This window comes from Enterococcus alishanensis (genome assembly GCF_019218635.1).
Taxonomy (GTDB): Bacteria; Bacillota; Bacilli; order Lactobacillales; family Enterococcaceae; genus Enterococcus_A; species Enterococcus_A alishanensis.
Genome location: NZ_JAHUZB010000005.1, coordinates 101,925 through 127,308 on the forward strand (window position 1 = coordinate 101,925; position 25,384 = coordinate 127,308).

Consider the following 25,384-nt stretch of genomic DNA (forward strand, 5'->3'; position numbering starts at 1 on the left):
TTTTCCGCCTCACTAGAAACCTGACTAGTTAGGAAGAAAGATATTTTTTTGCTTAGAGCCTCTAAGTTTTTTACTTGTCATCGACGCAGCATAATATCCTCCCCCCTTTTTTTGCAAACGTTCTCAATGATTAGTATAACCAATCACAAACACCATCGCAAATTAAATTTGGCAGAAAAAGACTACCCATCAGGCTTCTTAAAGATTATAATATGATTAAAATTTAACGAATGGAGTCCTCTTATGACTAAAACTTTATACAAAAATGCCCAAGTTTTTATTGGTGACAACGATTCTTTTGAAAAGAAAAATTTCATTGTTGATGAAAAAACAGGTAACTTCTATCACGTATCGGCGGAACCATCCACTCAGTTTGACACAGAAGTAGACTTAGCTGGAAAATTTGTCATCCCAGGGTTAATCAATGCCCATACGCATATTGTTGCTGATCCATATGAAAAAATTTCAAAATTAGGCGCAGATGAATCCACTGCCGCCGCTTCGACTTTTATGGCACTCAGAAACCTTTCCCAAATTTTACGAGATGGTGTGACTTATATTCGCGATGTTGGTTCAACGTTTGATATTGATATCGAATTAGCAAAGTTAGAAAGACAAGGTGACTTAACCGACGCTCCAGGAATCATTGCTTCAGGAAAGTCTTTGGCAATGACTGGCGGACATTTATATAAGGGTAGTTACGAAGTGGATGGTCCCGATGAAACGAGAAAATATGCCCGTATTCTTTTAAAAAAAGGCGTCGACAATATTAAATTAATGGCTACTGGTGGCGTCTCATTCAGCGGCGAACGGCCAGAAGATGTTCAACTGACTGAAATAGAAATGCGAGCAGCCATTGAAGAAGCCCACCATAAAGGAAAAACTGCTGCCGCCCATGCCCAAGGAAACGAAGGAATAAAAAATGCGATTCGAGCTGGTGTAGATTCAATCGAACACGGCGTTTATTTAGATGATGAAGCGATTGATCTATTACTTAGACATGATACATTTCTAGTACCGACCCTAAGTGCACCTTGGTCAATGGAAAAATACGCCACTAATTTACCAGATTTTATGATAAAAAAATCACGAGAAATTCAAGCAGCCCATATTGAAAGTATTGAAAAAGCAGCTCAAGCTGGTGTAAAGATTGTCCTAGGAACTGATTCTGGAACGGCCTACAATAATTTCAATAATCAAACAACTAAGGAGTTAGAATTATTAGTAGCTAATTCTCACTTAACAACTTTACAAGCTTTACAGGCTGCGACAATTAACGCTGCCGCTTTACTAAAAATAAATGATCATGCTGGCTCAATTGCAGTTGGAAAACTTGCCGATTTTATCATCTTAGACAACAATCCTTTAACAGATATTACAGTGTTACAACAAGCAAAAAAAGTTTATAAAAAAGGAAAAGCTGTCCAGTAAATAAATAAGCAGATCGAAATTATTCGATCTGCTTATTTTTTATAAAATTGAAAAGCCTAAATCATCAATATCTTTTTGGAAAGTTTTGACTGTATCTAAGGCAACTTCTTCAGCAGTGGTTCCAAGTTTTGCCAGCTTATCAATAATTCCAGGTGGCACTGTAATAATATCACAGTCTTGTTTTTCAGCTTCAAAAATATTCCAGACTTCCCGAGTAGAAGCCCACAATAATAGTGAACCTGGTTTAGTATCACATAGTTTACGGCTTTCTTTTACAAAAGCAGTTGTATCAATCCCTACATCATTTAAGCGACCAACAAAAATTGACACCAAATTAGTTGTATTTGCGGCAAAGTTTTCAACCGCATCCTTAACTTGTGCGGTGGTAGTAATCGCTGTAATATTTAATTGAACACCCGCTTCTGATAGTTCTTTGATTAGTGGGCCAGAACTTTCTCCTGCTGTATTCAAGACCGGAATTTTTACAAAAACATTTTCACCTAGTTCAGTTAACTTCAACGCTTCTTTCTTCATAGTCGCTGAATCATCAGCAAAAACTTCAAAAGATAAGGGAGAATCAGGAAATGTTGCTACCGCTTCTTTGGCAAATGCCCAATAATCAGTAATACCAGCTGCCTTCATTAGTGAAGGATTCGTTGTGAATCCTGAAACAAAACCAGTTGTTAAGCTGGCTTTCATCTTTTCTAACTGGGCACCGTCAGAGTAAATCGCAATTTTAAATGGGTTGGTCATAAATGGAAACTCCTTTCATTTTCTACAAGTTTATGATAACGCTTTTATAACCATTTGAAAATTATTTTGTTAACTTTCTAATGCATCGATAAATCTTTTTGCGATTTCTTTTGGTCGTGTGATCGCCCCACCGACGACAATTCCAGCAACTCCCAGTGCTTGAATCTGCTTAGCCTCGTCTGGTGTGTGAATTTGTCCCTCAGCAATGACGGGAATCTTTTCTGCAATCAGCTGTTGCATTAATTCAATCGCTGGTCCTTTTTGCCCAGTCGTTTCCGCGGTATAACCAGCCAAAGTTGTCCCCACAAAATCCACACCAGCTTGATAAGCGTTCATGCCTGCTGCAAAAGTATCAATATCTGCCATTAATAATTGCTGTGGATATTTTGTTTTGATTTCCTTAATAAATTGTTGAATCGTTTTTCCATCATGCCGTTTACGTAAAGTCGCATCTAGCGCAATTACTTCAACCCCGGTTTCCACTAACTGATCTACTTCCACCATAGTCGCTGTGATAAATGGTGCTTCTGGCGGATAATCTCTTTTTATAATTCCAATCATCGGTAAATCGACCAGTTCTTTAATTTGTAAAATATCTCTACCTGAATTGGCACGAATCCCCACTGCTCCGGCTTCTTTTGCCGCTAAAGCCAAATAAGGCATAATATTGCCAGCTTCAGTATATAACGGTTCTCCCGGCAAAGCCTGACAAGAAACAATCAGACCCTGTTGGATTATTTCTAAAAATTTTTTCGCTTCCATAGGTCACCTCTTTTTCCTATATTTTACCTGTTCATCTTAGTTAGGACTATAAATTTTAAAAAAAATAATAACAAAGTAGTGAAAATTAAATTAAAATCCTGTACAATAAAAATCACACTCTTAAAACTGGTGGCACAATTTTGAGGTGAAAGTATGAGAACATTTTTAAAAGATGTCAAAAGAATCGTTATAAAAATCGGGACCAGCTCTCTGATTCATCCTAATGGCAAAGTAAATTTTTCTGGGATAGATCAATTAGCTTTTGTTTTGACCGACTTAACTAATCAAGGCAAAGAAATTATTTTAGTCTCATCGGGAGCAATTGGCGTAGGTTTAGACAAACTACAAATATCAAAACGACCAAGTGAGATTCCAGCGCAACAAGCAATTGCTGCTGTTGGACAATTTGAATTAATGCATTATTACAATCAACGCTTTTTTGCTTACAATCAGCAAACCGCGCAAGTTTTAATGACCAGAGATATTGTCGAGTTTCCCGAAAGTCGCAAAAATGTCATTAATACATTGGAAGAACTTTTAAAGATGAGTATTATTCCAATAATTAATGAAAATGATACTGTCGCAGTTGACGAGATGGATCACAGTACAAAATTTGGTGACAATGACCAATTATCTGCGATTGTTGCTGAAATTATCGAAGCAGATTTATTAATCATGTTGTCAGATATTGATGGATTTTATTCAGCAAACCCTTATACAAATAAAAAAGCTGTTCTATATAAAAGTATCAATAAAATTGACGAAGCAGTGATGGCCAAAGCAGGTGGCACAGTCAGCTCCTTTGGTACTGGTGGTATGGTGAGCAAACTAAAAGCCGCTGAACGGATCTTAAAATCTCAAAGCGCTATGGTTTTAGCTAATGGAAAACCGCCTAGAATTATTTTTGATATTTTAGCTGGAAATGAAGTGGGCACGTTATTTAAGGAGGATGCACATGAGTAATTTAATGACCAACTTAGGTCAAGCAGCGCAAAAAGTCAGTCGACAACTAGGAAATTTATCAACTCCTGAAAAAAATACTGCTTTATTAAAAATGGCTGAATTTTTACGCAATAATGTTCCACGGATTTTAGCAGCTAATCAAAAAGATTTGGAAAAAGCTCCTGAATACGGCATTCGACCAACGATGATCGACCGTTTGAAGTTAACCGCAGAGCGGATTGAAGATATGGCGATTGGCATCGAACAAGTTGCGGCTTTGACAGACCCGATCGGTGAAGTCGAAAAAATGTGGCAAACACCAGAAGGCTTAACGATTGGTCAAAAACGTGTGGCTCTAGGTGTAATCGGTATTATTTTTGAATCTCGCCCAAATGTTACAACAGATGCGGCAAGTTTATGTTTTAAAACAGGTAATTGTGTCATTTTACGTGGTGGTAAGGAAGCTTTTTATTCTAACCAAACCTTAGTCGATATTTTGCAAGAAACATTGCTAGCTTGTGACTTACCGAAAGAAGCCATTCAGTTTGTTTCAGATACAAGTCATGAAGTTGCCAATCAAATGATGCAATTGACAGATTATTTAGATGTGTTAATTCCTCGTGGCAGTGATCGTCTGATTCAACGAGTAAAACAAACAGCAACAGTGCCAGTAATCGAAACTGGTACCGGAAATAATCACGTTTATGTTGATCACGCTGCTGATTTAGAAATGGCAGTCCAAATCGTGATTAATGCCAAGGCACAACGTCCATCAGTTTGCAATGCGATTGAAACCATTTTAGTTCATACAGAAGTTGCTGATGATTTTCTACCATTGTTAGCTGTTGAATTGAAAAAAAATGCAGTGGAAGTTCATGCCGATGAGACAGCCATACAATATTTTTCTGATGGACAACTTGCAACTGAAGCAGATTGGCAGACGGAATTTTTAGATTATATTTTAGCAATTCGTGTAGTTTCATCTTTAGATGAAGCCATTAATCATATTAATCATTACAACACAAAACATTCTGAAGCAATTGTGACTGACAGTTATCAAGCCAGCCAAAGGTTTTTAAATGAAGTTGACGCTGCTGCTGTCTACGTCAATGCTTCTACTCGTTTCACTGACGGCTTTATGTTTGGTTTTGGTGCTGAGATTGGGATCTCTACGCAAAAACTTCACGCCAGAGGACCAATGGGCTTATTGGCCTTAACGTCGTCCAAATATATAATTTATGGGAATGGACAAATTAGAGAATAAATCAATTGGTGTCTTCGGACATCAATTTTTTTGTTTAAAAATATCTTTACATGATTACTCTTTTTTGTTTATAATAATTATAGATTGAGAGGAAAATTCATTTAGTTTTCCCAATCTTTTTTATTAATCATTTTCAATTAGAGAAGATTTTCTCAATAACAACACGGAGGTATGTACATGTCACTAATCGGAAAAGAAATCGCAGAATTTAAAGCCCAAACTTATCACAATGGTGAATTTGGTGAAGTAACAAATGAAGATTTTAAAGGTAAATGGACTGTTTTATGTTTTTATCCTGCTGACTTTACATTTGTTTGTCCAACTGAATTAGAGGATTTACAAGAACAATATGATACTTTACAAGGCTTAGGAGTAGAAGTTTATTCATGCTCAACTGATACGCATTTTACCCACAAAGCTTGGCATGACACTTCAGATGCTATTGGAAAAATTAAATATACAATGATTGGTGATCCTTCTCATCAAATTGCTCGTGCTTTCGATGTTTTAGATGAAGAACAAGGCTTAGCCCAAAGAGGAACTTTTATCATTGATCCAGACGGTATTGTTCAAGCTGTTGAAATTAATGCAGATGGTATCGGCCGTGACGCAAGTATCCTAGTAGACAAAATCCGAGCTGGACAGTATGTGCGTTCTCACCCAGGCGAAGTTTGCCCTGCTAAATGGAAAGAAGATGGCGAAACGCTAAAACCTAGTTTTGACTTAGTCGGAAAAATTTAGGAGTATGCAATGTTAGATAACGAAACCAGAGCACAACTAAAACAATATTTAGAATTGATGGAAGCTGATATTATTTTCAGTGCCAGTCTAGCTGAAGATGACAATTCAAAAAAAGTAGCTGAATTTTTAAATGAAGTCCTTGAACTATCTGATAAAATTACACTAGAAAAAGTTATTTTGGAACGAACACCTAGCTTCGAAATTAATCCTGTTGATGGTAAAAGTGGCATCGCATTTGCCGGTTTACCAATGGGACATGAATTTACTTCTTTCATCTTGGCTTTATTGCAAGTTAGTGGACGACCGCCTAAAGTCGAATCACCTATTATTGATAAGATAAAAGAAGTGACAAAATCAGCACATTTCGAAACTTATGTCAGTTTAACTTGCCATAATTGTCCAGACGTCGTTCAAGCTTTAAACATTATGAGTGTCTTAAATCCTCATATTTCTCACACTATGATTGAAGGTAGTATGTACCAAGACGAAGTTGATCAGAAAAAGGTGATGGCTGTTCCAACAGTCTTCTTAAACGGTGAAGAATTTTCCAGCGGTCGCATGACGATTGAACAAATTCTTGAAAAAGTTGTTGGTCCTTTATCTGCAGATCAATTTGAAAATAAAGATATTTTTGATGTCTTAGTTGTCGGTGGTGGGCCAGCTGGTGGTAGTGCAGCTATTTATGCTGCTAGAAAAGGAATTAAAACTGGCATGGTCGTTGACACTTTTGGTGGACAAGTATTGGAAACTTTAGGAATTGAAAACATGATTGGTACACCTTATACAGAAGGACCACAACTGATGCATCAAGTAGAGGAACATGTTAATCAATACGAAGTCGATATTATGAAAGGTCAAAGAGCAAAAGATATTCGCCGCAACGAACTGATTGAAGTTGAATTAGAAAACGGTGCTGTTTTGAAATCAAAGACTGCTATCTTAGCAACTGGAGCTCGTTGGCGTAGTATCAACGTTCCTGGTGAAAAAGAATTCAAAAATAAAGGAATTGCTTATTGTCCACATTGTGATGGACCTTTATTTAAAGGGAAAGATGTGGCTGTAATTGGCGGCGGGAATTCAGGAATTGAAGCAGCTATAGATTTGGCTGGATTAGCTAAGCATGTCTATGTCATTGAATTTCTACCTGAATTAAAAGCTGACCAAATTTTACAGCAAAAATTAGCAACATTAACCAATGTCACAGTAATCCTAAATGCAGCTACTAAAGAAATTACTGGTACCGATCAAGTTGAAGCTTTGACATATGTTGATCGAGCAACCGAAAAAGAGACTACTATTAATGTTGCTGGCGTATTTATTTTAATTGGTTTGATGCCAAATACCGAATGGTTAACAGATAGTGTCAATTTAAACTCTCGAGGGGAAATTATTGTAGATAGACAAGGAGCAACAAATATTCCTGGTGTTTTTGCTGCAGGTGACTGCACTGACAGTGCTTACAAGCAAATTATTATCTCGATGGGGTCTGGTGCTACAGCCGCCCTAGGAGCCTTCGATTACTCAATTAGAAACTAAAAAATGGTGCGATTAGTCTAAATCAACTAGTCGCACCATTTTAATTTTTAAAAGTATATTTCTCTTAAAATGTCAAAATTATTTCTGAATGCCAATTTAAAATAAATCAACCTATTGAACAGTTAGTTATCCTTTTTAAAACATTCCAAGCTCAAAAAAGATAAAGCTTTCACTCTCTCACTTGTTGGAAACCACAATATGTCTGAAATTGGGATTGGTTTCGATTAATTTATGTGCCCCAAAAATAACTTTAGGTGTGAATTCACTGACTTGTGCCGTGATAATTGATTGAATTTCCTCTTTTGCCCACAAGTCTAATAAAAATTGCAAATGTTTTTGATTTTCGCTTATTTTTTCAACTTCTTTAGCTGACTCAGCAAAATATTCTTCAGCATTGATAACTTTCAATTGAGCATCTGGTTTAGGATTTTTTTTATCTTTCGTGACGGTCACTGCCACTAAATCGCCCTTGTCTCCCATAAAATCAAAGGTTTGTTTAATTTTATTATTGTCTGTACTAATATGTAGCGCATAGTCCACGTGATCGACTTCAACTTTTCTTAGTTCGCTAGATAGATTATTTTGTTGGTTAATCACAATTTTTGCACCCATTTTTTCAATCCAAATTTTTGAGTTGCTTTCATTAATTGCAGCGATTACTTCTAAACCAGACCACTTTGCTAGTTGAATTGCAATCGATCCAACGCCACCTGATGGATTTACAATCAGTATCTTCCCTTGATTTTTGTTTTTTTCTGGAATTAAATTAAACTTATCGAATAACGCATGGTAAGCCAGTAAAAAACAGTAAGAAAAAGCTGCGCCATCCTCGCTGCTAAAATCTTCTGGTAATTTCACCGCTGATCGACTATCAATTACCTGAAAATCACTGTAACTCCCATATTTTCCTACTTTGTTGACATAAAGAATCCGATCACCAATGCTAAAAGGAATATCTTCGCTTCCTTTTCTAGTAATCACCCCGACACCGCCAAAACCTAAAACATAAGGTCGATTTGGCCCCTTGATTTTTTCTCTTAAGACCGTATCAATTTGGGTAATAGAAATCGCAACCGTTTTTACTAATAAATCTCTTTCATTCAACTTCGGCATCAAAATTTGATATTGTTCAAATTGATTGCCTTCAGCTAAAGAAAATTTCTTTTGAAAAGCAATAGCTTCTGAGATCATCTTAAACGCTCCTAACCATCTATGACAACATTTCCGATAACATCCTTATTTTACCGTAAATTTTTAGCAAATAAAAGTCTCCATCTTTTAATCGTTTTTTTTATATTCTTTAGTTAAACGATTGATTTTATGACTGAATTTTTTTGGTAAATATGCCAGTAAAGCCAATAATATACCCGCAATCGTAAATTCAAATAGTAATTTAATAGAAACACCTTTTGTAGCAATTTCGGAGGCCATGAAGGCGTAGATAAAACTAGCTGGTAACATTGTTAAAAAAGAAATGAGACTAAATTTTTTTACCGTCATAGGAGTCATCGCATAGGCGTAGCTTTGAATCGCATAAGGAAAAACTGGCACCAAACGTGTAAAAATTAAAAAAGAAACCCCGTTTTCTTTTACGCCTTTTTCAATTTTTTTAAAGGTCTCACTGTTACCAAATTTTTTTAACACATAGTCCCGAGCAATATATTTACCTAAAATAAAGGAGATTGTTGCGCCAATCGAGGCACCAATCACAGTTAGTGCCCCCCCTAAAAAACCCCCATAAACCAATCCACCGACAATTGCCAAAAATTGTCCCGGCAATAAAAAAACCGCGACTAATATTGATAATAAAATAAAAATAAGATAGCCCCACCAACCAAAATCTTCTAACACTTGCCGTAAACTTTGAACATCAGTTAAAAAATGCACCCAACCAAATTGTTGTGCCAAAACACCGACAATTATTAAGGCTGCTATAAACAATAGAATTTTTTTCATTTTATCCCTCTTTTTTTAACCCCTTCACAATTCCTCGAATCATCAATTGATTAAACCGTTTTAAATCTAAAATTTTTGCTGGCATAACAATTGGATAATCAGAATGCTCAGCAAAGGTTAATTTCCCTTTTGTTAACTCAGTTAAGTTTTCTGCTAAATAATAGCTTTCAGTTGAAAACAATTCAGGATGATTTAAATAAATCGCTGTTGTCATATCCCAGTTACAGAAGCCAGCAACTCCAGTAAAGTGTTGATTTACACTCACCCAACTTGAGATAGTATCAGCTAGCCATTTTTGGGCAGCTTGACTAGTATATGGTGCGATTTCTTCAAGTAACTGATTTTTTTCAGTCAAAGAAAAGAAAGCGCCGGCTGTCATATGGCCGTTCATAATTGTCAGTGGTGTTTTAGCATGCAAAACCACGTCAGTACTTTTCGCATCAACTGAAAAATTTAATTCATTCACTTGATGTCCATAGATGATTAAATCTTGAGTAATTCCGCCCATTAAAACAATTTCTTTTACTTTACTAAAAAAAGTTGGATCGATTGTAGCAGCTTGCGCTAAATTAGTTAGAGCACCGATGGCTAAAATAGTCACTTCATTTGGTGAATGATTCACAGAATCCACTAAAAATTGCGCAGCTTGATTTTTTTCAATTTGCTGATGGCCAGGATAAATATCTATTTTCAATTCAAGCAATTGAATAAAATTTTGAGTAGCTGATAATACTTCAGCATAACTCCCATTGCCATGACTTAATGTTACCCCTAAAAGCTTTAGATTTTTTTGTCCTAATAGGTAAAGAATAGTCAAACCATCATCTACATCCTTCTGGTCCATGCCAAAAGTGTTGTCACAGTCTAGAATAATTTTTTTCATTTATTTTCTCCATTTTCAACTAGCCATTTTTTCAATTGACTAGCTTTACTTAAACTTCGGCTGACTTCCCGTAGATCTTTTTCTTCGTCAATATCTTGTAAAGCTTCCACTTGACTCACTTGATAATTCTTCAATAAAAGTAAGGTTTCCGCTAAAACTGAGTTCCTTCCCCACTGTAAATCACTTAAAAAAATAGGCTTTAAGTCAACATTACGGCAGCTACCTATTAAATAGTAACCTCCATCTTTTGACGGGCCAATCACAACTTCTTTTAATTGTTTAAAGGCTTGTTCAATTAATTCTTTTGAAAGCTCTGGTAAATCACTACCTGTTAAAATAACTTTTTCATAACCTAAAGCAAAAACATGATTCATCGCTCGCCACATTCGTTCGCCGATAGTCTTTCCTGATTGTAAGAAACTATGACTACTTGGCGGTAATTGTTTTAGAAAAGCTTCCGGTGCCTGTTCATCAGAATAGGCAATAAAAAGATCAATTCCTGATTTAGACAGATCAGAAAAGTGTTGGTACAAATCTTCTAACATCACCGCCTGTACTTCGGTAGCAAACTGGTCGCCAAGCGTTTTTGCTAAACGTGTTTTCACTTTTCCAACCGTGGGAATGCGGGTAAATAAAATATAAGCTTTTTTATTCATCTTTTAGCACATCTTCTCTCAATGCCTTTGCTAAGAATTCTGGTTCTAAATATTGGCTGACTTTTTCAAAGATCTCTTGATTTTTTAACGCTTTGTCGCCTGTTAAATAATTATCATACGCCATTGCCGACCAAGATAAGGCCCGTAACATCAAATAAGGGTGATAAATCTGTAACGCTTTAAAAAAGGCTGCTGGATCAAAAGAAGTTCTCATTAGATAACGAGTTAAAAACTCCTGTTTTTCCGTTAAAGTCAGTTTTAGATTACTCCGCCACAATGTTGTTGTGCTGGCTAAAAATTGGGAGATATCTTGTACCGGATGACTAATCACTGGTTTTTCCCAATCAATTAAATAACCCTTTTCGCCAATAATAAAGTTATGAGAATTAACTTCTGTGTTATTAACTGACCATAATTTTTGTTGATCAAAAAAATCCTGTTGATGAACATTTTTTTTATTTTCTTCCAAAGCTGTGGCTAAAAGATGCTTTGCACGTTCAGTGATTACCGAGCTTTTAAAGACGGGGTTCAATAAAACCTGGCATTCTTCAATTCGAGCAGCTAGTATATTTTCCTTTTCGGTGACGAAATACTTTTCTGCCGTCGTATCAATTGCTAATTGATGGATATCACTAAAAATATCAGCTGCTGTCAATAAATCTTTACGATAATCTAATGGTTCTCCCTCTAAAAAAGCCATAATTAATAAGCCTTGTGAAAAATCTTGTCGCTGATCATCCACATAATAAACCTTAGGTGTCCGTTGAGATTTTTCTAACCATTCTAACGCTTGATATTCATAGCTAATTTGATTAGTTAATTGTAATTGACTGCCATAATTCAATCGAAACACATATTTTCTTTGACCATCTGAAATGAGAAAGTTTTGATTGTATTCTCCTTGTGCTAAAAATGTGACTGTAAAATCATCTTGTAATTTTAACCGATTAAGTAGCTTTTTTTGTTTTAAGTAGTCCGCTATTTTTTCAATCATTTTTACTCCTTATAGTACTTTTTTACTAATTCTTCAGGGGTTTTTCCATGTAGATATTGCCATTGATACCAATGCATCTTAACGTGAACACGAAATTTTTGTCCTTCAAAGCGGCGATCTGAAGAAAAAATCCTTAAACCAAGCGGAACAAATTTCCCAATTTTTGCTAGCTTGCGACTTAAATCAAAATCTTCCATTAGAGGAATCGCTTCAAAGCCACCTACTTGATGATAAATTTCTCGACTAATAAACATTCCTTGATCGCCAAAAATTAGACCTAAATGTAAGGCTCTCAGGTGAGAAGAAAAACCTAAATACCGATAGAACCAACCTTTTCCTTTAAAAGTAATTCGGAAAAAACCAGCACTGACATTCGGTTGTTTTAAGATTGAAACCATCTTTTCAAACAGATTAGTTAAATCCTCTTCAAACCAACTATCAGCATGTAAAAACCACAAGATTTCTCCTTTTGCTTGGCTGACTCCATAGCGTAATTGTGCGCCACGATTTTTTTCTTGGAAATGATAAACTGTCCCATATTTCCCAGCAATCTCTTGCGACCCATCTTGGCTGCCACCGTCCACTATAATAAGCTCATAGGGTAAACTGCTTTTAATTTGTTTTAATTGAGGCAATATTCTTTTTAAATTTTCTGCTTCGTTTAAGATCGGCATAATAATGGAAATCATCATAAGGCTATGACCTGCAACTCTCTAGGAAATTCTAAATAAACTGTTTGTCCAGCTTTTAATTCCACAGATAAATTATTCAAAATCAACGATTGTCCTGCTACACTGAACGTAACTTGATAGCCATTTGGTCGCCAGAATACTTTTCCGACAGTTGCTTCAACACCAACTTCAACAAGATCAACTTGGCTAGCATAAGGAATTAAAATTTCGCTGATTCCTTTTATTTTTGCTTCATTTTTCAACAAAATCTCTTGATCACCAATTTGAAAAATATTGCCATCAATCATTCCAGATAAATAGTTCATCTCACCGATAAAATTAGCTACTTTTTTATTTTTTGGCTGATAATATATTTCTTTTGGTGAGGCAATTTGTTGCACTTCCTGATCCAATAAGATCACCATTTTGTCCGATAATAAAAAAGCTTCTTCTTGATCATGAGTAACTAGTAATACGCTAAATTGAAATTCTTTTTGCAGTTTCAGCAAGTACTCGCGCATCTTTAAACGTAAATGACTATCTAAGTTTGAAAAAGGTTCATCTAATAACAATAATCGCGGTGCTAAAATTAAGGCGCGTGCCAATGCTACTCGTTGTTTTTGTCCGCCTGAAAGTTGGCTAGGGTATTGTTTTGCCAACTCTTTTAAATCAAAAATCTGAAGCATCTCTGCCACTTTCTCAGCAATCACTTGCTTATCCTTACGGCGAACCTTTAAACCAAAAGCAATATTTTCCAACACCGTCATATGAGGAAACAACCAAAAATCTTGAAAAACTAAAAGAACTTCCTCTTGTTTAAACCCATCAAATATTATTTCACCAGCAGCTGCTGGCTGAATGCCTGCGATCATTTTCAGTAAACTAGTTTTACCAACACCAGAAGGCCCAAAGAGAGTGACAATTTCCCCTTCATTAATGGTGAAGGAGATATTTTTTAAAACTGATTGCTTCCCATACTGGAGGTCGATATTTTTAAGTTGTAAGCCCATCTTTTTTCCCTCCAATACCTTTTTTTATTAAACCAACTGCGATTAAAGAGACTACTAAAAATAATAGACTATAACTAGAAGCTATTCCGAAACGACCGTTATTTGCATAAGGCAATAATAGCATTGGTAAAGTAATGATTCTGCCACCGCCAATAAAAAATGTCGGTAAATACTGACTAAAAGAAACAAAATAAATTAAATTACCAGCCGCTAAGATCCCCGGTTTGAGTAGGGGAAACGTCACCGAAGTAAACGTTTGCCAGTTCGTTGCGCCTAAAACTTTTGCCGTTTCACTATAACCAAAGCCCATTTTGCGATAACTTTCCAGCAATATTTGTAAGGCATAAGGCAACATGAAATAGCTATGTATTAAAATAAGCCCCGTAAAAGTTCCAGTTAGTCGTAATTGTAAGAAAACTGTTTGACTAGATGTGATAATAGCAATCCCTGGTAAAATCAGTGCCAGATATATAATTAGTTCGACAAAACGGCGAGGTAAAAAATGTTGAAAAGCTAAAAACTTAGCAGCCGGCAGTGCGATAATTAAAGTCAAAAAAGTTGCTGCAAAAGCAATATAAACACTATTTAATAAAGCAGCTATAAAGTTCGGATCCTTAACCATTTGCTGGATAAATTTTAAACTAAACTCAGCAGGAACAATTTGTGGGTACAACCAATCCTTACCCAGCGCCCATAAAACTAAAACAGCCACTGGCAAGATAATAATAAAACCAACTATAAATTTTATACTATTCTTCATTCAGACCACCTCCATGACCTCCTGGTAAAAGGCGACTGACCAATAAAGTTAAAAATGAAACCAACAAGCAAATGGCAGACATGATTAAATTTAAAGCAAAGGCTTGAGGACGCGTCGTCAAATCAACTTGGTTAAATAATTGATAGGCGGTCACTGCGATTGTTTCGTGACGCGGACTACCTAATAAGTAGGGTACTTCAAACGAAGCAAAAACAAAACAAAATAAGATAATATAAAGTGTTGCTAAGGTTGGTTGAATCAACGGCAAAGTCACTTTAAAAAAAGCTTGTCGCGGGGAAGCACCTAAATTTTTCGCAACTTCTAAATAACCAAATTGCATTTGTTTTAAAATTGCTAAAGTTGCAACTGCGACATAAGGAATTTCTTTATATAGAAATACTAATAAAATACCAAAGCCTCCTTGATCATGAATCAACAGCGGAAATTGATTAATATCAGAAATCACACCTATTTGAAAAAAAATCCGTGAAATGATTCCTGATTGACTAATCATTTGCATTACCATTAAGGTCACAATTAGATGAGGCATTGCTATTGGTATCTGCAGTATTTTTTGGAACCATCTAGACTTTGATTTCATTATTATAAATGCTAATGCTAAACCGAACACAATTGAAAATACGGTAGCGGTGATAGCCAAATATAAACTATAAAAAATAGAGCTTTGAAAATATTGACTAGTGAGTACTTGTTGAAAATATTCAGTCGTCCAAGTTGTCATCCCCACCACTGGATAATAACCAAAACTTACCTGAATAGCTTTAAACAGCGCTGCTATAATAACAACGCTGTTTAAAAGTAAAAAAGGAACAATTAAAAAAATTGATTTCTTATTCATTTAAGACATGTTCTTTCCATAATTCTTCGATGATTGGAATTTTTTCGGCTTGTACTTCAGGAATTTGTTTTTCATTTAATTCTGCCAATGATAAAGCTCCTGGCTCTTCATACAAACTATTTAATGTTGCTTTGGCATTTTCTGACAATTTTGTTTCATCGAATGGTGGAATCGAGTATCCATACTTGGCTGTTGCTTTTTCTAGTTGAGCAGATTCGCTCGTCATTTCATTAATTAAAACAATCGCTGCTGCTTTTTGCGGTGCTGTTTCAGGAATGGCTAAATAGCTTTCATTTGCAATCGTACCTTTATCAAATAAGAAAGCATCAGTTGTTTCTGGAAACTCACCGTCGGCAATTTTTTCAGCAACATGCATTTGTGAGTAGCTATAAGTCATTGAAACTTGGCCTGACGCAAACATTTCATTTAATTCAGCCGTTGTCGCAGGATAAGTTTTCCCTTCTTGCCATAAATAAGGTTTAAGCTCGTTCAAATAATCTAAACCCGGTTTAATTACTTCATACAACTTATCTTTATCAGCAGGAGCTGCTTCCAACGCATCATAGCCGATAATGTCACAAATAATATTTCTAACAAAAGCACTGCCGGTAAATTCAGGTAACGCTGTATAAGTAATTTTTCCAGGATTATCTTTAGCATATGCTAACAAAGCTTCTGAACTCGTCGGGAAACCATCGGAAAAATCATTGGTGTTCCCACCAAAAACTAATTGCGCAGAACCATAGGGAACTTCCAATCCATCAATCGGCACACCAAAATCATAATTTGAATTGTGCCCTTCTGTGTCCATTAATTTTTCAAAGCTCTCCACTTTGTCCTGAATCGGGCCGAATAAAAGATCGGCTTGTTTAGCCGTGTAGAAATTTTCACCATTAATCCACAAAACATCCATATCACCTTTTTTTGTGCCTGCCTCTTTTTCGGTGACCATTTTATTCATGAAATCTTCTGCACTCATCGCCACTCGTTTTACAGTAACATCATATTTTTCCTTCATGGCAGGGGTCACCACTTCATCTACCCATGCATTGGCTTTTTCATCCCCACCGTATCCATAGAAAGTAACTGTTTTTCCTTTGGCCTGCTCAACAGCATCTTCGAAATTTTTAATTTCCGTTGTTTCAGCTGGCTCATTGTTACTACTGCTTTCATTATTCGTTTTACAACCAGTAATGGTCAATAATAATGCTAAAGATAGCGCGATTCCAGCTAATAATTTCTTTTTCATTTTTTCCTCCTAATTTTTCATAATCATTCTTTTTGATTTGTAACGATTCCCCCATGCTTTTAAAGAGTGCTGTAAAGGATGATCCACCGTTTCATCCTGTTTTTGAATCACCGGACCAAAAATTAAATCCAACAAATGCCAAGCATTCCCACCACCTAAAATCATGGCGGAAGTACAACTAGCACAATAAGTAACAATTTGATCGGTTTTAAAATCAGTTACTCTTTTATTAGCAATTTCTTTAGCCATTGGCGGATTACTGACACCACACATACCGCCCATTCCACAGCACATTGTATTTTTACCAGACAAGCGATGCTTTTTAACTTGATAACCCAATTCTTCCAAAATGAATCGAATTGCCTGATGAATTTCGCTCATTTCTTTGGTAGGACAAGAATCATGAATCGACAATATTGCATCACTATCTTTTGCTTTACCCTTTAATTCTGCTGGTAAACCTAATTCTGCCAGCTTTACCCAAAAAGAACTGGTTTTAAATTGATTTTCATCAGTCATCACACGAATACATCCCTGGCAGGCCACAATTAACTCATCAATTTCGGCTTCTGCTACCATTTCAGCCAATGAATGAAATCTTTTTTCAAACAACTCTTGCTGACCAATCATTTTCGTCGGCTTGCCGCAGCAACCTTGAATAGTCGCTAAATCGGGATAAAAGCTTTTCAAATACTCGATAATATCAGCCACTCTTTGAGGACTCGTTGAACTTAATGAACAACCGGCCATAAATCCATATTTCATCTCATTTCCCCCGATTCAAACCAGAAAAGATCCGGCTACAAGACAAGCGTTGATGCCAAACTGCACCGCTTAATTGCTTTAATGGCAATTTTTCAGCAGCTAAATCTTGGCGTATCGCTAAAAATACATCAGCTAATTTTAATTGTAGCGGACAAACAACCGTACAACGGCCACAAAAAGTACAAGAGTAGGGAACAATTGCTGCTAAATCCTCTGCTAAAAATTGTTCAAATAAAATTTTGGGATTTTCACAATAAGTTTGCAAAAAGACGCAATCCTTCATACAGCGATCACATTCAGTACATGTTTCTGCAATTTCTTTTGCCAAATCGATGGTTTTTTGGGAATACATTTTTACGCCACCTTTCGTTTTTGCAACGAAACCAAAACCAATTGTAAAATCAAAACTAATGTGAAAATTCCAGCAATCAAAAAATAAATCTCAAATTGTTCCAGCGAAAAGAAGAAAATCCAACCAGCAAACAACAGACTTTCAATTAAAAATATCAAACTTTCTAGGGTTTTCTTCCTGACTACAAAGATAATGGCTAATAATAAGAACAAGGTTGGTATTAACCATAAGAAAGAACTATATTTCGATGCAAATTTCTCTTGAAAATAAGCGGTATTTCGCATAAATCCTAAACGATTATGATAGAAATCATTGAAGACATAAATAAAGTAGAGACAGACAATTTGCAGCAGATGAACAATTAAATAAGTAAACTTATTCATTAGTTTTCGATTACTAATTTGTCGGCATCACGAGGATCACCCACTTGAACTGGATAAGTACTTGGATCTGATTGATGTGCTAAATCCCAGTCATACCAGCCGCCGTCCCACATCTTAGCATTTTCAAAACCAGATTGTTTTGCTAAGAAAAAGACTACCGTGTTTCTCCAACCAGTTCCACAATAAAAAGCTACATCAGAATCTTTTGTAATTCCCCATTTTTCCCAAGCTGCAAAAAGTTTCTTTGGATCTTTCATGGTGCCATCTTTATTAGTTAAATAAGCTACATCGGAACTAGATTTACTAGCCTTTGCCCATACTGCACCTTCTGGCTCTCCAGCATTTTCAATATAAGAATAGCCGCTAGTTTTACCAGTAAATTCTTTCCAGCTACGTGTTGAAGCAACAATTAATTCAGGATTGGCTTCTTTTGCTTTAACTAAATCAGCGCTTGTTTCAATATAAGTATCATCACGTCCAGGTACTTCTGCACCAAAATCACTCGCAGCTTTTGGCGTTACATTGCCTTTTTCAGTTTTATAATCGGCTGCTGTCCAAGCATCATAACCACCATCTAAAATTTTGACATTTTTTACACCTAACCAATAAGCAACGTAAGCAATCCGACCAACTGCATTAATATCATTACCATAAACAATCACTGTGCTATCAGCATTCACACCTTTTGTCAAAAAGGCATCTCGAGAAGTTTCTGCTGGTAAAATATTCCAGTTGTTTTCTTCAGTCTCGATCTCCATCGTATCCATGTGAACAGATCCAGGAAGATGGCCTTTTTTAAAATCTTTTCCTTCACCATAAGAAGCTTCAATAATCACAGTATTGTCATCATCACGGTGTTGATTTACCCATTTAGCGTCAACAAAAAAATCAGTGTCTTTAATTTTATTACTTTTAACCAAATGTGTTTCTTTAGAATCACTTTTTGCTGCTAAGACTTCTTCTGTTTTTGCACCAAAAACTAGTGCCACCATTAACAGACAGCCGATAAATACAGTTGCTTTTTTCATAAATAAATTCTCCTCGATTTCTTTTTTTGAAGTGACGAACTAATTTTGTCCACAACAAAAAAACATACTTGTTTTAGACAGTATGCTCCCCTTGAAATATTAGTAGTGACTATTTACCCACAACTAAACATAATGAAGGGAAGAATATTTTTTTCATGCTTAGAAACTCTAAGTTTTTCATGATTCAATCAAAAACTAGTATGTTTATGTTGCATAAAATATCCCTCCCATCATTCAGTAAGTCCGCTCTTTCTAATTAAGTATAACTAATCACAAATTCCTTTTCAATCTTTAAAAATCAGAAAAAACTTTAGGACCGTAAGAAAATTCTTGCGGTCCTGTTATCATATTTAGTTAATTAGCTTTGCACCCAAATATCCGCATCGTCTTTATATGGCCAGCCTTTGGCACCATCTTCAATAATATATAAGCGAGACTCATCAATTCCAGCATCGATTAAAACTGAAATCGTTCTTTTCGCTCCAGCACCGCCACCAGGACACATTACATAAATCGGATTTTCATCATCTGACATTTGATCTGCTGAATCAGTTACGATATCTTCTAATTCTTTTGTATCTACTGGATATGCAGCCAACTCAATCGAGTTTGGCAAATGCCCTTTGGCAAAATCTGCTTCTGGTTGGATATCTACTACGTGATAACTTTCAGCGTCTTCGTCTTCCACGACTTTTTTCATATCAGCCGGTGAAATAAATTGCCAATCAATATCTGCTTCTGCCCGATCAGCAGTACTACTGCCTGAAGTTCCTCCATCGTTTGATCCGCAGCCAGCGAAAATAACTAATCCAACTACTGCCAAAAGTCCCACTAATAATACACGTAAATTTTTCTTCATTTCATTCCATCCTTTTTCCTTTAAATTAGGTTGAAGTGAAGTTAACTGCCGAATTTTCTATTTTTTTATGACAATTCCAGTGAACCCAGCAAAAATTGGTCGACAATGTTAACTTGACTTTCCTTAGACACGCTAAGTTTTGCTTGATCACTAAATCATTTTCGATAACAAACGCTAAGCATAACATTCCCTCCTTAATTATTTGTAAACGGGTTCATTTATTATATTATATAGATACATTCAGATTTTTTCAATAGTATGTAAAAAAATAAATAACAAAAATAATAGAAACAAACTAGTAAAACTTAAAGTTTACACTAAAGAAATATTTTTATCAATACTTTTTTTATGGGGAGCTAAAAATATTTCTTTTTTCTCATTTATTTATTAAACCTTTAATTTTTATGGAAATTAAAGAAAGATTTTTTTAATCTTAAGGCTATTTTGTTTATCTATTTTACCATTTTTTATTAAAATAAATAATTCATATGATATAATTAAGTCGTTATTTAAAGTGGGGTGTGAGCGATGGAACAAATATTATTAAGTGCCGATGCGAAAAAAAAATTGACGATTATACATGCGCTTCAAAAAATGGACTCAAATGTTTATACAATTAATCAAGTGAAAGCTTTAACAAATTATTCATTTACAACCGTACAAAATATTTTGGTTTCCATTTCAAAAGATTTTATCAAGCTATTTAATGAAACTTTTTTTTCTGATAACTCATTAATCCATTGGGATAAGCAAAAATATGACCACAATCGCTATTTAAAATATTTGATTAAAAATTCTCTGCCTTATAAATTTACCCTGTATACTTTATTACATCCAAATGCTGATTTAGCAGACTTCAGTGATTATTTATTCTTAAGTTTGTCGACAGTCCGCCGTGCTTTACGTCCTTATTTTGACTATTTGAGCCAGTTTCCAATCAAAATCAGTATTTCAAACCTAAAAATCACCGGTGATGAATTTGTTATCCGAATCTTTTTTGGATCAGTATTATGGTTAGGGTCCAGTGGACAGGATTTAATTGACGCGGTTAGTGTCGGAGATAGAGAAAAAGAGCTATTTTCTCATTTGTCATTAGATACACCACCATTTTTTAATTATGATTATACTTTTATGGGAATTTTTATTGCTAAGTTGAGGATGGAGCAGAAACAGTTCATTACGAACTATCCATTTAAACATTTAATTCAACCCGATGAGGTAGTTTACTTAGAGGAATATTTCGCTGAATCATTTGATTTAAGCAAGGCTGAATGGGATATTTCTTCTTTAGTCTATGTTCTTTATTATTTGCCCTACACCTTTTCTACTAAAGATCCGCGTTTAAAAATAAAAATGGCACAATTTGAGAATAAGCAAGCCACGCTGCCACTAACAAGTTTAGTGATAGAATTTCTAGATGAATTTTTAGCAGATGATGCTATCAGTTTAAATGATGATGAATTAATGATGATTAAAGCGAACTTACTGTCAGCGCTAATGAATTTTTCAGTGATTAAAAGTAATTTCCTACTCTTCCCTCAGTATATGGAGGAGGAAATGGAAGGAAAAATTAATCCAAAATCAAGACTCTATCAAGAAATCTATGCTTTCTTTATTAAAATAACTCGTCGTAAACGTTTTATGTATTTAAAAAATAGTATCCATGAAATAACGACTTATTTTTCAATGTTGCTTTTACCGCTATGGAAAGAAAAGTTAGACGATAAAAATTTGATTGTTGGTATTGTTGGCTTAGAACAATTTGTACCGATTTATGATTTGCAAAATTTCTTTTCATTTTTAACTTTTATTGAAACCCGGATGATTCCTGTCTATCAAGAAGGACAATCGATTGATCCAAGTATTGATTTTTATGTAGCCGAAACAAAAGCTGCCATTCCTCCAGGAGAAAAAAGATTCTTCTTGATTCGAAATGAAGGCTTGAGTCGGGAAGAGAGTGTGTTACTCTTTTCTAAATTACAAGAACAATATATTGAAAAAGTTGAGAGCATGTAATTAGCTAAAAAGTACGTTACACAAAATGTGACGTACTTTCTTAGACAAATTGTTGAACATATTTTTGAATTCGCTCTGCTGAGCTATCAAAAAAATCAGCTGCAGGACCCTCAAAATAAATCTGACCATTTTCCAAAAAAATAATCCGATCAGCAACTTTACGGGCAAATTCAATGTGATGCGTCACAATGATTTGGCCTTTTTTGTCTTGGGCAATTTTTTGAATCACTTGTAAAACTTCCTGTGCCAATTCTGGATCTAGCGCGCTAGTAGGCTCATCATATAAAATAAATTCTGGTTCCATCGCCAAAGCTCTCGCAATTGCTACTCGCTGCATTTGACCTCCAGAAAGTTGTTGAGGATATTCATTTTGCTTGTCAGCTAAACCAACTTTTTCCAGTAATAAAATAGCTTCTCTACGAGCGGTTTCTTTGTTTACTTTTTTTACTTGAACGGGACCTTCCATAACATTTTGTAAGACACTTAAATGAGGGAATAAATTAAACTGTTGAAAAACCATACTGAAATGTTGACGATGAGCTTTTAATTCTGGAAATGACATTTTCCGTGGGAAAGTTAATTTTTCTCCTGATATTTCGATCGTACCTTTATCAGGTGTTTCTAACAAATCAATGGTCCGCAATAACGTACTTTTTCCAGATCCCGAAGGTCCTAAGATAACGGTCGTTTCCCCGGGAATAAATTGAATATTTAAATCTTCCAAGACAGTTTGATCAAATGACTTGGTTAAATTTTTTATTGTTAGCATAATGTGTCTCCTTTATGAAAAATACGACATGCGCTTTTCTAGATAAGTCTGAAGCCAATTTAAAAAAGTACAAACGACCAAATAATAAACAGCAACTAAAGAATATAATAATAAGGGTTCATAGGTTCTAGCAGCAATTCTTTGCGCTGTCATAAAGACTTCAACAATCGTAATTGAAGCTGCCAACGAAGTATCTTTTACTAGACTGATAAAATTATTTGACAAAGGTGGTAAAGCAATCTTAAAAGCTTGGGGGGCAATGATACGATAAAAAATTTGCCACTGACTCATGCCTAAAGAGGCCGCTGATTCATATTGTCCTTCTGGAATTGCTAAGATTGCTGAACGAATATTTTCAGAAGCATAGGCACCTGTATTTAAAGAAAAAGTAATAATCGCTGCTGTCCAAGCATCTAATTCAACGCCAATCGATGGTAAGCCAAAAAAGACAATAAATAATTGCACCAATAAAGGTGTTCCGCGAAAGACCCAGACATAGAAATAAAAAATACCATTTAAAATTTTATTTTTAGATATTCGCGCCAAAGCCGTAATTAAAGCAAGAACCATCCCCAACGCAAAAGCAATCAGCGTTAAAGGAATGGTCACTTGAATTAAAGAGGTCAGAAGCGGCAAGATGGAACTTTGAATAATTTCAATACTTCGATCCATTTGATTCTCCTCACTAAGACGATCGTTTTTTTAGTCTTATTTTTAATTCATTATTTAGAAATGTCTTTGTCAAAATATTTTTCAGACAGTTTTGATAAAGTGCCATTGTCTTTTAATTTTTTCATGGCTTTGTTAATTTTTTTCAATAAAGCTTTGTCATCTTTTTGGACCATAGCAGCCATTTTTGTTTCGTCTTTTGAAGTTGCGACAATTTTTAAGCTATCGTCATTTTGTTGTTTTACATAATCGTAATAAACTACATCGTCGTTCAAGGTTGCATCGGCCCGACCAGAATTAACTAATTCAGCCGCTTTACTGAAACCATCTACAGAAACAATTGTTGCACCATCATCTTCTGCCATCGTTGCATAGTTACTAGTCAAACTTTGAGCTGCTTTTTTTCCTTTTAAATCAGAAAAATCTTTGATATCTTTATTATCTTTATTCACAATCAAAGCAGCATGAGAAACAGTGTATGGGGTTGAAAAAGCATACTTTTCCTTACGCTCAGGCGTAATACTAGCTTGATTGAAGACAACATCAGATTTACCAGCATCAAAAGCTGCTAACATTGAATCCCATGGTGCTTCGACAAATTTAACCTTGTAACCCATTTCTTTGGCAACAGCTCTTGCCACATCAACGTCGTACCCAACCAATTTATCTTTATCATTACGATAAGAAAACGGTGCATAAGTTCCTTCAGTTCCGACTCTTAAAGTTTTGTTGCTGGCTGCTTGATCATTTTCACTTAAGCTTAATGCAAAAATACCAATTAATACTAAACTTGCAACTGCTAATAATTTTTTTTTCATTTTAATCTTCCTTTTCCGATTGAATTGCCGCAAAGGCTTGTTTTAAATCATTTAATAAATCTTGACTGCTTTCAATTCCGACAGAGGCACGAATCAATCCGTCTTTAATCCCAGATTTTTCCCGATCAGCTTTAGGAATCGTCGCATGAGTCATTAGTGCCGGTACTTCAACTAAGCTTTCCACCCCACCTAAACTTTCGGCTAAAGTAAATATCTTCAAACTCTCCACAAATTGATTGACTTTACTTTCATCTTTTAAATCAAATGAAATCATTCCACCAAAACCATTCATTTGTTTTTTTGCAATCTCATAACCAAGATGATCAGCTAAACCAGGATAATATACTTTGGCTACTTGAGGTTGATTTGCCAAGTATTCAGCTAAAATACCAGCATTTTTTTGATGCGCATCCATCCGAACTGCTAAAGTTTTAATGCCTCGTTGAACTAACCAACTATCTTGAGGACCTAAAATCCCGCCAATTGCATTTTGTAAGAAACCAATTTTTTCAGCTAATTCTTGACTATTGGTGGTAACCAATCCTGAAACAACATCACTGTGTCCACCAAGATATTTTGTTCCACTATGCAAAACAATGTCCGCTCCTAAACTTAACGGTTGTTGTAAATAGGGCGTTGCAAAAGTATTATCCACAATTGTTAAAATGTTGTGGGCCTTTGCAATTTTGGCGCTGGCTTCAATGTCAGTGATCTTTAACAATGGATTACTAGGTGATTCAAGAAACAGCGCTTTGGTATTACTTTGAATACTTTCTTCGATCGCTTTTGGATTGGTCACGTCCGTCAAAGTAAATTCAATTTCTAATTGACGGAAAATTTTATCCAACACTCTGAAAGTTCCACCATACACATCATCGCCTAAAATAATATGGTCGCCTCGTTTAAACATTGATAAGACTGTGTGGGTACCAGCTGAACCAGAAGAAAAAGCAAAACCTTTTACGCCGCCTTCTAAATCGGCAATCAATTCCTCTAGAGCTGCTCGAGTTGGATTACCTGATCGAGAGTATTCATATTCTTTAGGTTTACCAACTCCGTCTTGCTTAAAGGTCGAAGTTAGATAAATTGGTACATTTACAGCACCAGTTGTTGCGTCTTCACTAATACCGCCATGAATCATTTTTGTTTGAATATCCATTTTTTCCCTCCTAAAAATAAAAAAAAGAGCTACAGGCTATTTCCTGCAGCTCTTCAATCTTCAATAAAATAAATTATCAAGATAGATACAGATTAATAG

The 25,384-nt window shown here is 35.4% G+C and carries 27 protein-coding genes; 6 read left to right on the forward strand and 21 right to left on the reverse strand.

The window, feature by feature from the left end; translation table 11 throughout:
- Positions 1-243: 243 nt before the first annotated feature.
- The gene (locus KUA55_RS13070; protein WP_218326825.1) at positions 244-1,431 is read left to right on the forward strand and encodes a metal-dependent hydrolase family protein; all 1,188 of its coding nucleotides are present in this window, start codon (positions 244-246) and stop codon (positions 1,429-1,431) included.
- A 39-nt stretch (positions 1,432-1,470) separates the two neighbouring features.
- Here the strand turns inward: KUA55_RS13070 and KUA55_RS13075 are convergent, their stop codons facing one another.
- Positions 1,471-2,184, reverse strand: coding sequence for a transaldolase (locus KUA55_RS13075; RefSeq protein WP_218326826.1), 714 nt, complete (start codon positions 2,182-2,184; stop codon positions 1,471-1,473).
- Positions 2,185-2,253: 69 nt separating this feature from the next.
- Positions 2,254-2,946 (reverse strand): N-acetylmannosamine-6-phosphate 2-epimerase, encoded by a 693-nt coding sequence (locus KUA55_RS13080; protein ID WP_218326827.1) that lies wholly within the window; start codon positions 2,944-2,946, stop codon positions 2,254-2,256.
- 153 nt (positions 2,947-3,099) lie between these two features.
- Here KUA55_RS13080 and proB point away from each other — a divergent pair, with 153 nt between their 5' ends.
- The 4 genes from proB (at position 3,100) to ahpF (ending at position 7,429) form a co-directional block, all read left to right on the forward strand.
- On the forward strand, positions 3,100-3,909 hold the full coding sequence (proB, locus tag KUA55_RS13085; RefSeq protein ID WP_218326828.1) for a glutamate 5-kinase: 810 nt from the start codon (positions 3,100-3,102) through the stop codon (positions 3,907-3,909).
- Complete coding sequence (locus KUA55_RS13090; RefSeq protein WP_218326829.1) at positions 3,902-5,152, forward strand: glutamate-5-semialdehyde dehydrogenase; 1,251 nt, start codon at positions 3,902-3,904, stop codon at positions 5,150-5,152. The genes proB and KUA55_RS13090 overlap by 8 nt, the downstream gene beginning before the upstream one ends.
- Positions 5,153-5,329: 177 nt before the next feature.
- Entirely contained in the window at positions 5,330-5,893 is a 564-nt protein-coding gene (gene ahpC / locus KUA55_RS13095) for an alkyl hydroperoxide reductase subunit C (RefSeq protein WP_218326830.1), read from the forward strand.
- A gap of 9 nt (positions 5,894-5,902) precedes the next feature.
- Positions 5,903-7,429, forward strand: a complete 1,527-nt coding sequence (ahpF, locus tag KUA55_RS13100; RefSeq protein WP_218326831.1) for an alkyl hydroperoxide reductase subunit F — start codon at positions 5,903-5,905, stop codon at positions 7,427-7,429.
- Positions 7,430-7,606: 177 nt separating this feature from the next.
- Here the strand turns inward: ahpF and KUA55_RS13105 are convergent, their stop codons facing one another.
- From KUA55_RS13105 to KUA55_RS13175, 15 genes are all read right to left on the reverse strand, one after another.
- Positions 7,607-8,620, reverse strand: a complete 1,014-nt coding sequence (locus tag KUA55_RS13105) for a zinc-binding dehydrogenase (protein WP_218326832.1) — start codon at positions 8,618-8,620, stop codon at positions 7,607-7,609.
- 87 nt (positions 8,621-8,707) lie between these two features.
- Positions 8,708-9,385 carry a TVP38/TMEM64 family protein gene (locus tag KUA55_RS13110; protein WP_218326833.1) on the reverse strand — a complete coding sequence of 226 codons (678 nt, stop codon included), beginning with the start codon at positions 9,383-9,385 and terminating at the stop codon, positions 8,708-8,710.
- Position 9,386: 1 nt separating this feature from the next.
- Positions 9,387-10,268 (reverse strand): nucleoside hydrolase, encoded by an 882-nt coding sequence (locus KUA55_RS13115; protein ID WP_218326834.1) that lies wholly within the window; start codon positions 10,266-10,268, stop codon positions 9,387-9,389.
- Positions 10,265-10,924 (reverse strand): TIGR04282 family arsenosugar biosynthesis glycosyltransferase, encoded by a 660-nt coding sequence (locus KUA55_RS13120; RefSeq protein WP_218326835.1) that lies wholly within the window; start codon positions 10,922-10,924, stop codon positions 10,265-10,267. The genes KUA55_RS13115 and KUA55_RS13120 overlap by 4 nt, the downstream gene beginning before the upstream one ends.
- Positions 10,917-11,918 (reverse strand): phosphotransferase family protein, encoded by a 1,002-nt coding sequence (locus tag KUA55_RS13125; protein WP_218326836.1) that lies wholly within the window; start codon positions 11,916-11,918, stop codon positions 10,917-10,919. The genes KUA55_RS13120 and KUA55_RS13125 overlap by 8 nt, the downstream gene beginning before the upstream one ends.
- Positions 11,919-11,920: 2 nt before the next feature.
- On the reverse strand, positions 11,921-12,610 hold the full coding sequence (locus KUA55_RS13130) for a TIGR04283 family arsenosugar biosynthesis glycosyltransferase (RefSeq protein ID WP_246601524.1): 690 nt from the start codon (positions 12,608-12,610) through the stop codon (positions 11,921-11,923).
- Positions 12,607-13,599 (reverse strand): ABC transporter ATP-binding protein, encoded by a 993-nt coding sequence (locus KUA55_RS13135; protein ID WP_218326837.1) that lies wholly within the window; start codon positions 13,597-13,599, stop codon positions 12,607-12,609. Before KUA55_RS13135 ends, KUA55_RS13130 begins: the two co-directional genes overlap by 4 nt.
- Positions 13,583-14,359 carry an ABC transporter permease gene (locus tag KUA55_RS13140; RefSeq protein ID WP_218326838.1) on the reverse strand — a complete coding sequence of 259 codons (777 nt, stop codon included), beginning with the start codon at positions 14,357-14,359 and terminating at the stop codon, positions 13,583-13,585. The genes KUA55_RS13135 and KUA55_RS13140 overlap by 17 nt, the downstream gene beginning before the upstream one ends.
- On the reverse strand, positions 14,349-15,218 hold the full coding sequence (locus tag KUA55_RS13145; RefSeq protein ID WP_218326839.1) for an ABC transporter permease: 870 nt from the start codon (positions 15,216-15,218) through the stop codon (positions 14,349-14,351). Before KUA55_RS13145 ends, KUA55_RS13140 begins: the two co-directional genes overlap by 11 nt.
- Positions 15,211-16,467 carry an ABC transporter substrate-binding protein gene (locus KUA55_RS13150; protein ID WP_218326840.1) on the reverse strand — a complete coding sequence of 419 codons (1,257 nt, stop codon included), beginning with the start codon at positions 16,465-16,467 and terminating at the stop codon, positions 15,211-15,213. Before KUA55_RS13150 ends, KUA55_RS13145 begins: the two co-directional genes overlap by 8 nt.
- Positions 16,468-16,476: 9 nt before the next feature.
- Positions 16,477-17,232, reverse strand: coding sequence for a heterodisulfide reductase-related iron-sulfur binding cluster (locus KUA55_RS13155; protein WP_218326841.1), 756 nt, complete (start codon positions 17,230-17,232; stop codon positions 16,477-16,479).
- 1 nt (position 17,233) lies between these two features.
- Positions 17,234-17,584 (reverse strand): 4Fe-4S dicluster domain-containing protein, encoded by a 351-nt coding sequence (locus KUA55_RS13160; protein ID WP_218326842.1) that lies wholly within the window; start codon positions 17,582-17,584, stop codon positions 17,234-17,236.
- Between the two features lie 2 nt (positions 17,585-17,586).
- The gene (locus tag KUA55_RS13165) at positions 17,587-17,967 is read right to left on the reverse strand and encodes a hypothetical protein (RefSeq protein ID WP_218326843.1); all 381 of its coding nucleotides are present in this window, start codon (positions 17,965-17,967) and stop codon (positions 17,587-17,589) included.
- Positions 17,967-18,995 (reverse strand): sulfurtransferase, encoded by a 1,029-nt coding sequence (locus tag KUA55_RS13170; protein WP_218326844.1) that lies wholly within the window; start codon positions 18,993-18,995, stop codon positions 17,967-17,969. Before KUA55_RS13170 ends, KUA55_RS13165 begins: the two co-directional genes overlap by 1 nt.
- Positions 18,996-19,353: 358 nt before the next feature.
- Positions 19,354-19,854 carry a rhodanese-like domain-containing protein gene (locus tag KUA55_RS13175; protein ID WP_218326845.1) on the reverse strand — a complete coding sequence of 167 codons (501 nt, stop codon included), beginning with the start codon at positions 19,852-19,854 and terminating at the stop codon, positions 19,354-19,356.
- Positions 19,855-20,382: 528 nt separating this feature from the next.
- Here KUA55_RS13175 and KUA55_RS13180 point away from each other — a divergent pair.
- Positions 20,383-21,870, forward strand: coding sequence for a helix-turn-helix domain-containing protein (locus KUA55_RS13180; protein ID WP_218326846.1), 1,488 nt, complete (start codon positions 20,383-20,385; stop codon positions 21,868-21,870).
- Between the two features lie 40 nt (positions 21,871-21,910).
- On the opposite strand, the gene KUA55_RS13185 is transcribed toward KUA55_RS13180, so the two are convergent.
- Genes KUA55_RS13185 through KUA55_RS13200 form a run of 4 tightly spaced genes read right to left on the reverse strand, consistent with a single transcriptional unit; the run spans position 21,911 to position 25,285 of the window.
- Positions 21,911-22,639 (reverse strand): amino acid ABC transporter ATP-binding protein, encoded by a 729-nt coding sequence (locus KUA55_RS13185; RefSeq protein WP_218326847.1) that lies wholly within the window; start codon positions 22,637-22,639, stop codon positions 21,911-21,913.
- Between the two features lie 12 nt (positions 22,640-22,651).
- Positions 22,652-23,311, reverse strand: a complete 660-nt coding sequence (locus tag KUA55_RS13190) for an amino acid ABC transporter permease (protein ID WP_218326848.1) — start codon at positions 23,309-23,311, stop codon at positions 22,652-22,654.
- Positions 23,312-23,361: 50 nt separating this feature from the next.
- A complete protein-coding gene (locus KUA55_RS13195) occupies positions 23,362-24,126 on the reverse strand; it encodes an amino acid ABC transporter substrate-binding protein (RefSeq protein ID WP_218326849.1) in 765 nt (254 codons plus the stop codon).
- Position 24,127: 1 nt separating this feature from the next.
- A complete protein-coding gene (locus KUA55_RS13200; RefSeq protein ID WP_218326850.1) occupies positions 24,128-25,285 on the reverse strand; it encodes a cystathionine gamma-synthase in 1,158 nt (385 codons plus the stop codon).
- Positions 25,286-25,384 lie beyond the last annotated feature (99 nt).

Bases quoted from the DNA above. Each gene is read 5' to 3' on its own strand.
- KUA55_RS13190 (WP_218326848.1), bottom strand. From the start codon at position 23,311: ATGGATCGAAGTATTGAAATTATTCAAAGTTCCATCTTGCCGCTTCTG.
- KUA55_RS13165 (WP_218326843.1), bottom strand. From the start codon at position 17,967: ATGAATAAGTTTACTTATTTAATTGTTCATCTGCTGCAAATTGTCTGT.
- KUA55_RS13140 (WP_218326838.1), bottom strand. From the start codon at position 14,359: ATGAAGAATAGTATAAAATTTATAGTTGGTTTTATTATTATCTTGCCA.
- KUA55_RS13110 (WP_218326833.1), bottom strand. From the start codon at position 9,385: ATGAAAAAAATTCTATTGTTTATAGCAGCCTTAATAATTGTCGGTGTT.
- KUA55_RS13180 (WP_218326846.1), top strand. From the start codon at position 20,383: ATGGAACAAATATTATTAAGTGCCGATGCGAAAAAAAAATTGACGATT.
- KUA55_RS13070 (WP_218326825.1), top strand. From the start codon at position 244: ATGACTAAAACTTTATACAAAAATGCCCAAGTTTTTATTGGTGACAAC.
- KUA55_RS13090 (WP_218326829.1), top strand. From the start codon at position 3,902: ATGAGTAATTTAATGACCAACTTAGGTCAAGCAGCGCAAAAAGTCAGT.
- ahpC (WP_218326830.1), top strand. From the start codon at position 5,330: ATGTCACTAATCGGAAAAGAAATCGCAGAATTTAAAGCCCAAACTTAT.
- KUA55_RS13155 (WP_218326841.1), bottom strand. From the start codon at position 17,232: ATGAAATATGGATTTATGGCCGGTTGTTCATTAAGTTCAACGAGTCCT.
- KUA55_RS13145 (WP_218326839.1), bottom strand. From the start codon at position 15,218: ATGAATAAGAAATCAATTTTTTTAATTGTTCCTTTTTTACTTTTAAAC.
- KUA55_RS13135 (WP_218326837.1), bottom strand. From the start codon at position 13,599: ATGGGCTTACAACTTAAAAATATCGACCTCCAGTATGGGAAGCAATCA.
- KUA55_RS13130 (WP_246601524.1), bottom strand. From the start codon at position 12,610: ATGATGATTTCCATTATTATGCCGATCTTAAACGAAGCAGAAAATTTA.
- KUA55_RS13150 (WP_218326840.1), bottom strand. From the start codon at position 16,467: ATGAAAAAGAAATTATTAGCTGGAATCGCGCTATCTTTAGCATTATTA.
- proB (WP_218326828.1), top strand. From the start codon at position 3,100: ATGAGAACATTTTTAAAAGATGTCAAAAGAATCGTTATAAAAATCGGG.
- KUA55_RS13175 (WP_218326845.1), bottom strand. From the start codon at position 19,854: ATGAAGAAAAATTTACGTGTATTATTAGTGGGACTTTTGGCAGTAGTT.
- KUA55_RS13125 (WP_218326836.1), bottom strand. From the start codon at position 11,918: ATGATTGAAAAAATAGCGGACTACTTAAAACAAAAAAAGCTACTTAAT.
- ahpF (WP_218326831.1), top strand. From the start codon at position 5,903: ATGTTAGATAACGAAACCAGAGCACAACTAAAACAATATTTAGAATTG.
- KUA55_RS13170 (WP_218326844.1), bottom strand. From the start codon at position 18,995: ATGAAAAAAGCAACTGTATTTATCGGCTGTCTGTTAATGGTGGCACTA.
- KUA55_RS13200 (WP_218326850.1), bottom strand. From the start codon at position 25,285: ATGGATATTCAAACAAAAATGATTCATGGCGGTATTAGTGAAGACGCA.
- KUA55_RS13185 (WP_218326847.1), bottom strand. From the start codon at position 22,639: ATGCTAACAATAAAAAATTTAACCAAGTCATTTGATCAAACTGTCTTG.
- KUA55_RS13120 (WP_218326835.1), bottom strand. From the start codon at position 10,924: ATGAATAAAAAAGCTTATATTTTATTTACCCGCATTCCCACGGTTGGA.
- KUA55_RS13105 (WP_218326832.1), bottom strand. From the start codon at position 8,620: ATGATCTCAGAAGCTATTGCTTTTCAAAAGAAATTTTCTTTAGCTGAA.
- KUA55_RS13195 (WP_218326849.1), bottom strand. From the start codon at position 24,126: ATGAAAAAAAAATTATTAGCAGTTGCAAGTTTAGTATTAATTGGTATT.
- KUA55_RS13160 (WP_218326842.1), bottom strand. From the start codon at position 17,584: ATGTATTCCCAAAAAACCATCGATTTGGCAAAAGAAATTGCAGAAACA.
- KUA55_RS13115 (WP_218326834.1), bottom strand. From the start codon at position 10,268: ATGAAAAAAATTATTCTAGACTGTGACAACACTTTTGGCATGGACCAG.
- KUA55_RS13080 (WP_218326827.1), bottom strand. From the start codon at position 2,946: ATGGAAGCGAAAAAATTTTTAGAAATAATCCAACAGGGTCTGATTGTT.
- KUA55_RS13075 (WP_218326826.1), bottom strand. From the start codon at position 2,184: ATGACCAACCCATTTAAAATTGCGATTTACTCTGACGGTGCCCAGTTA.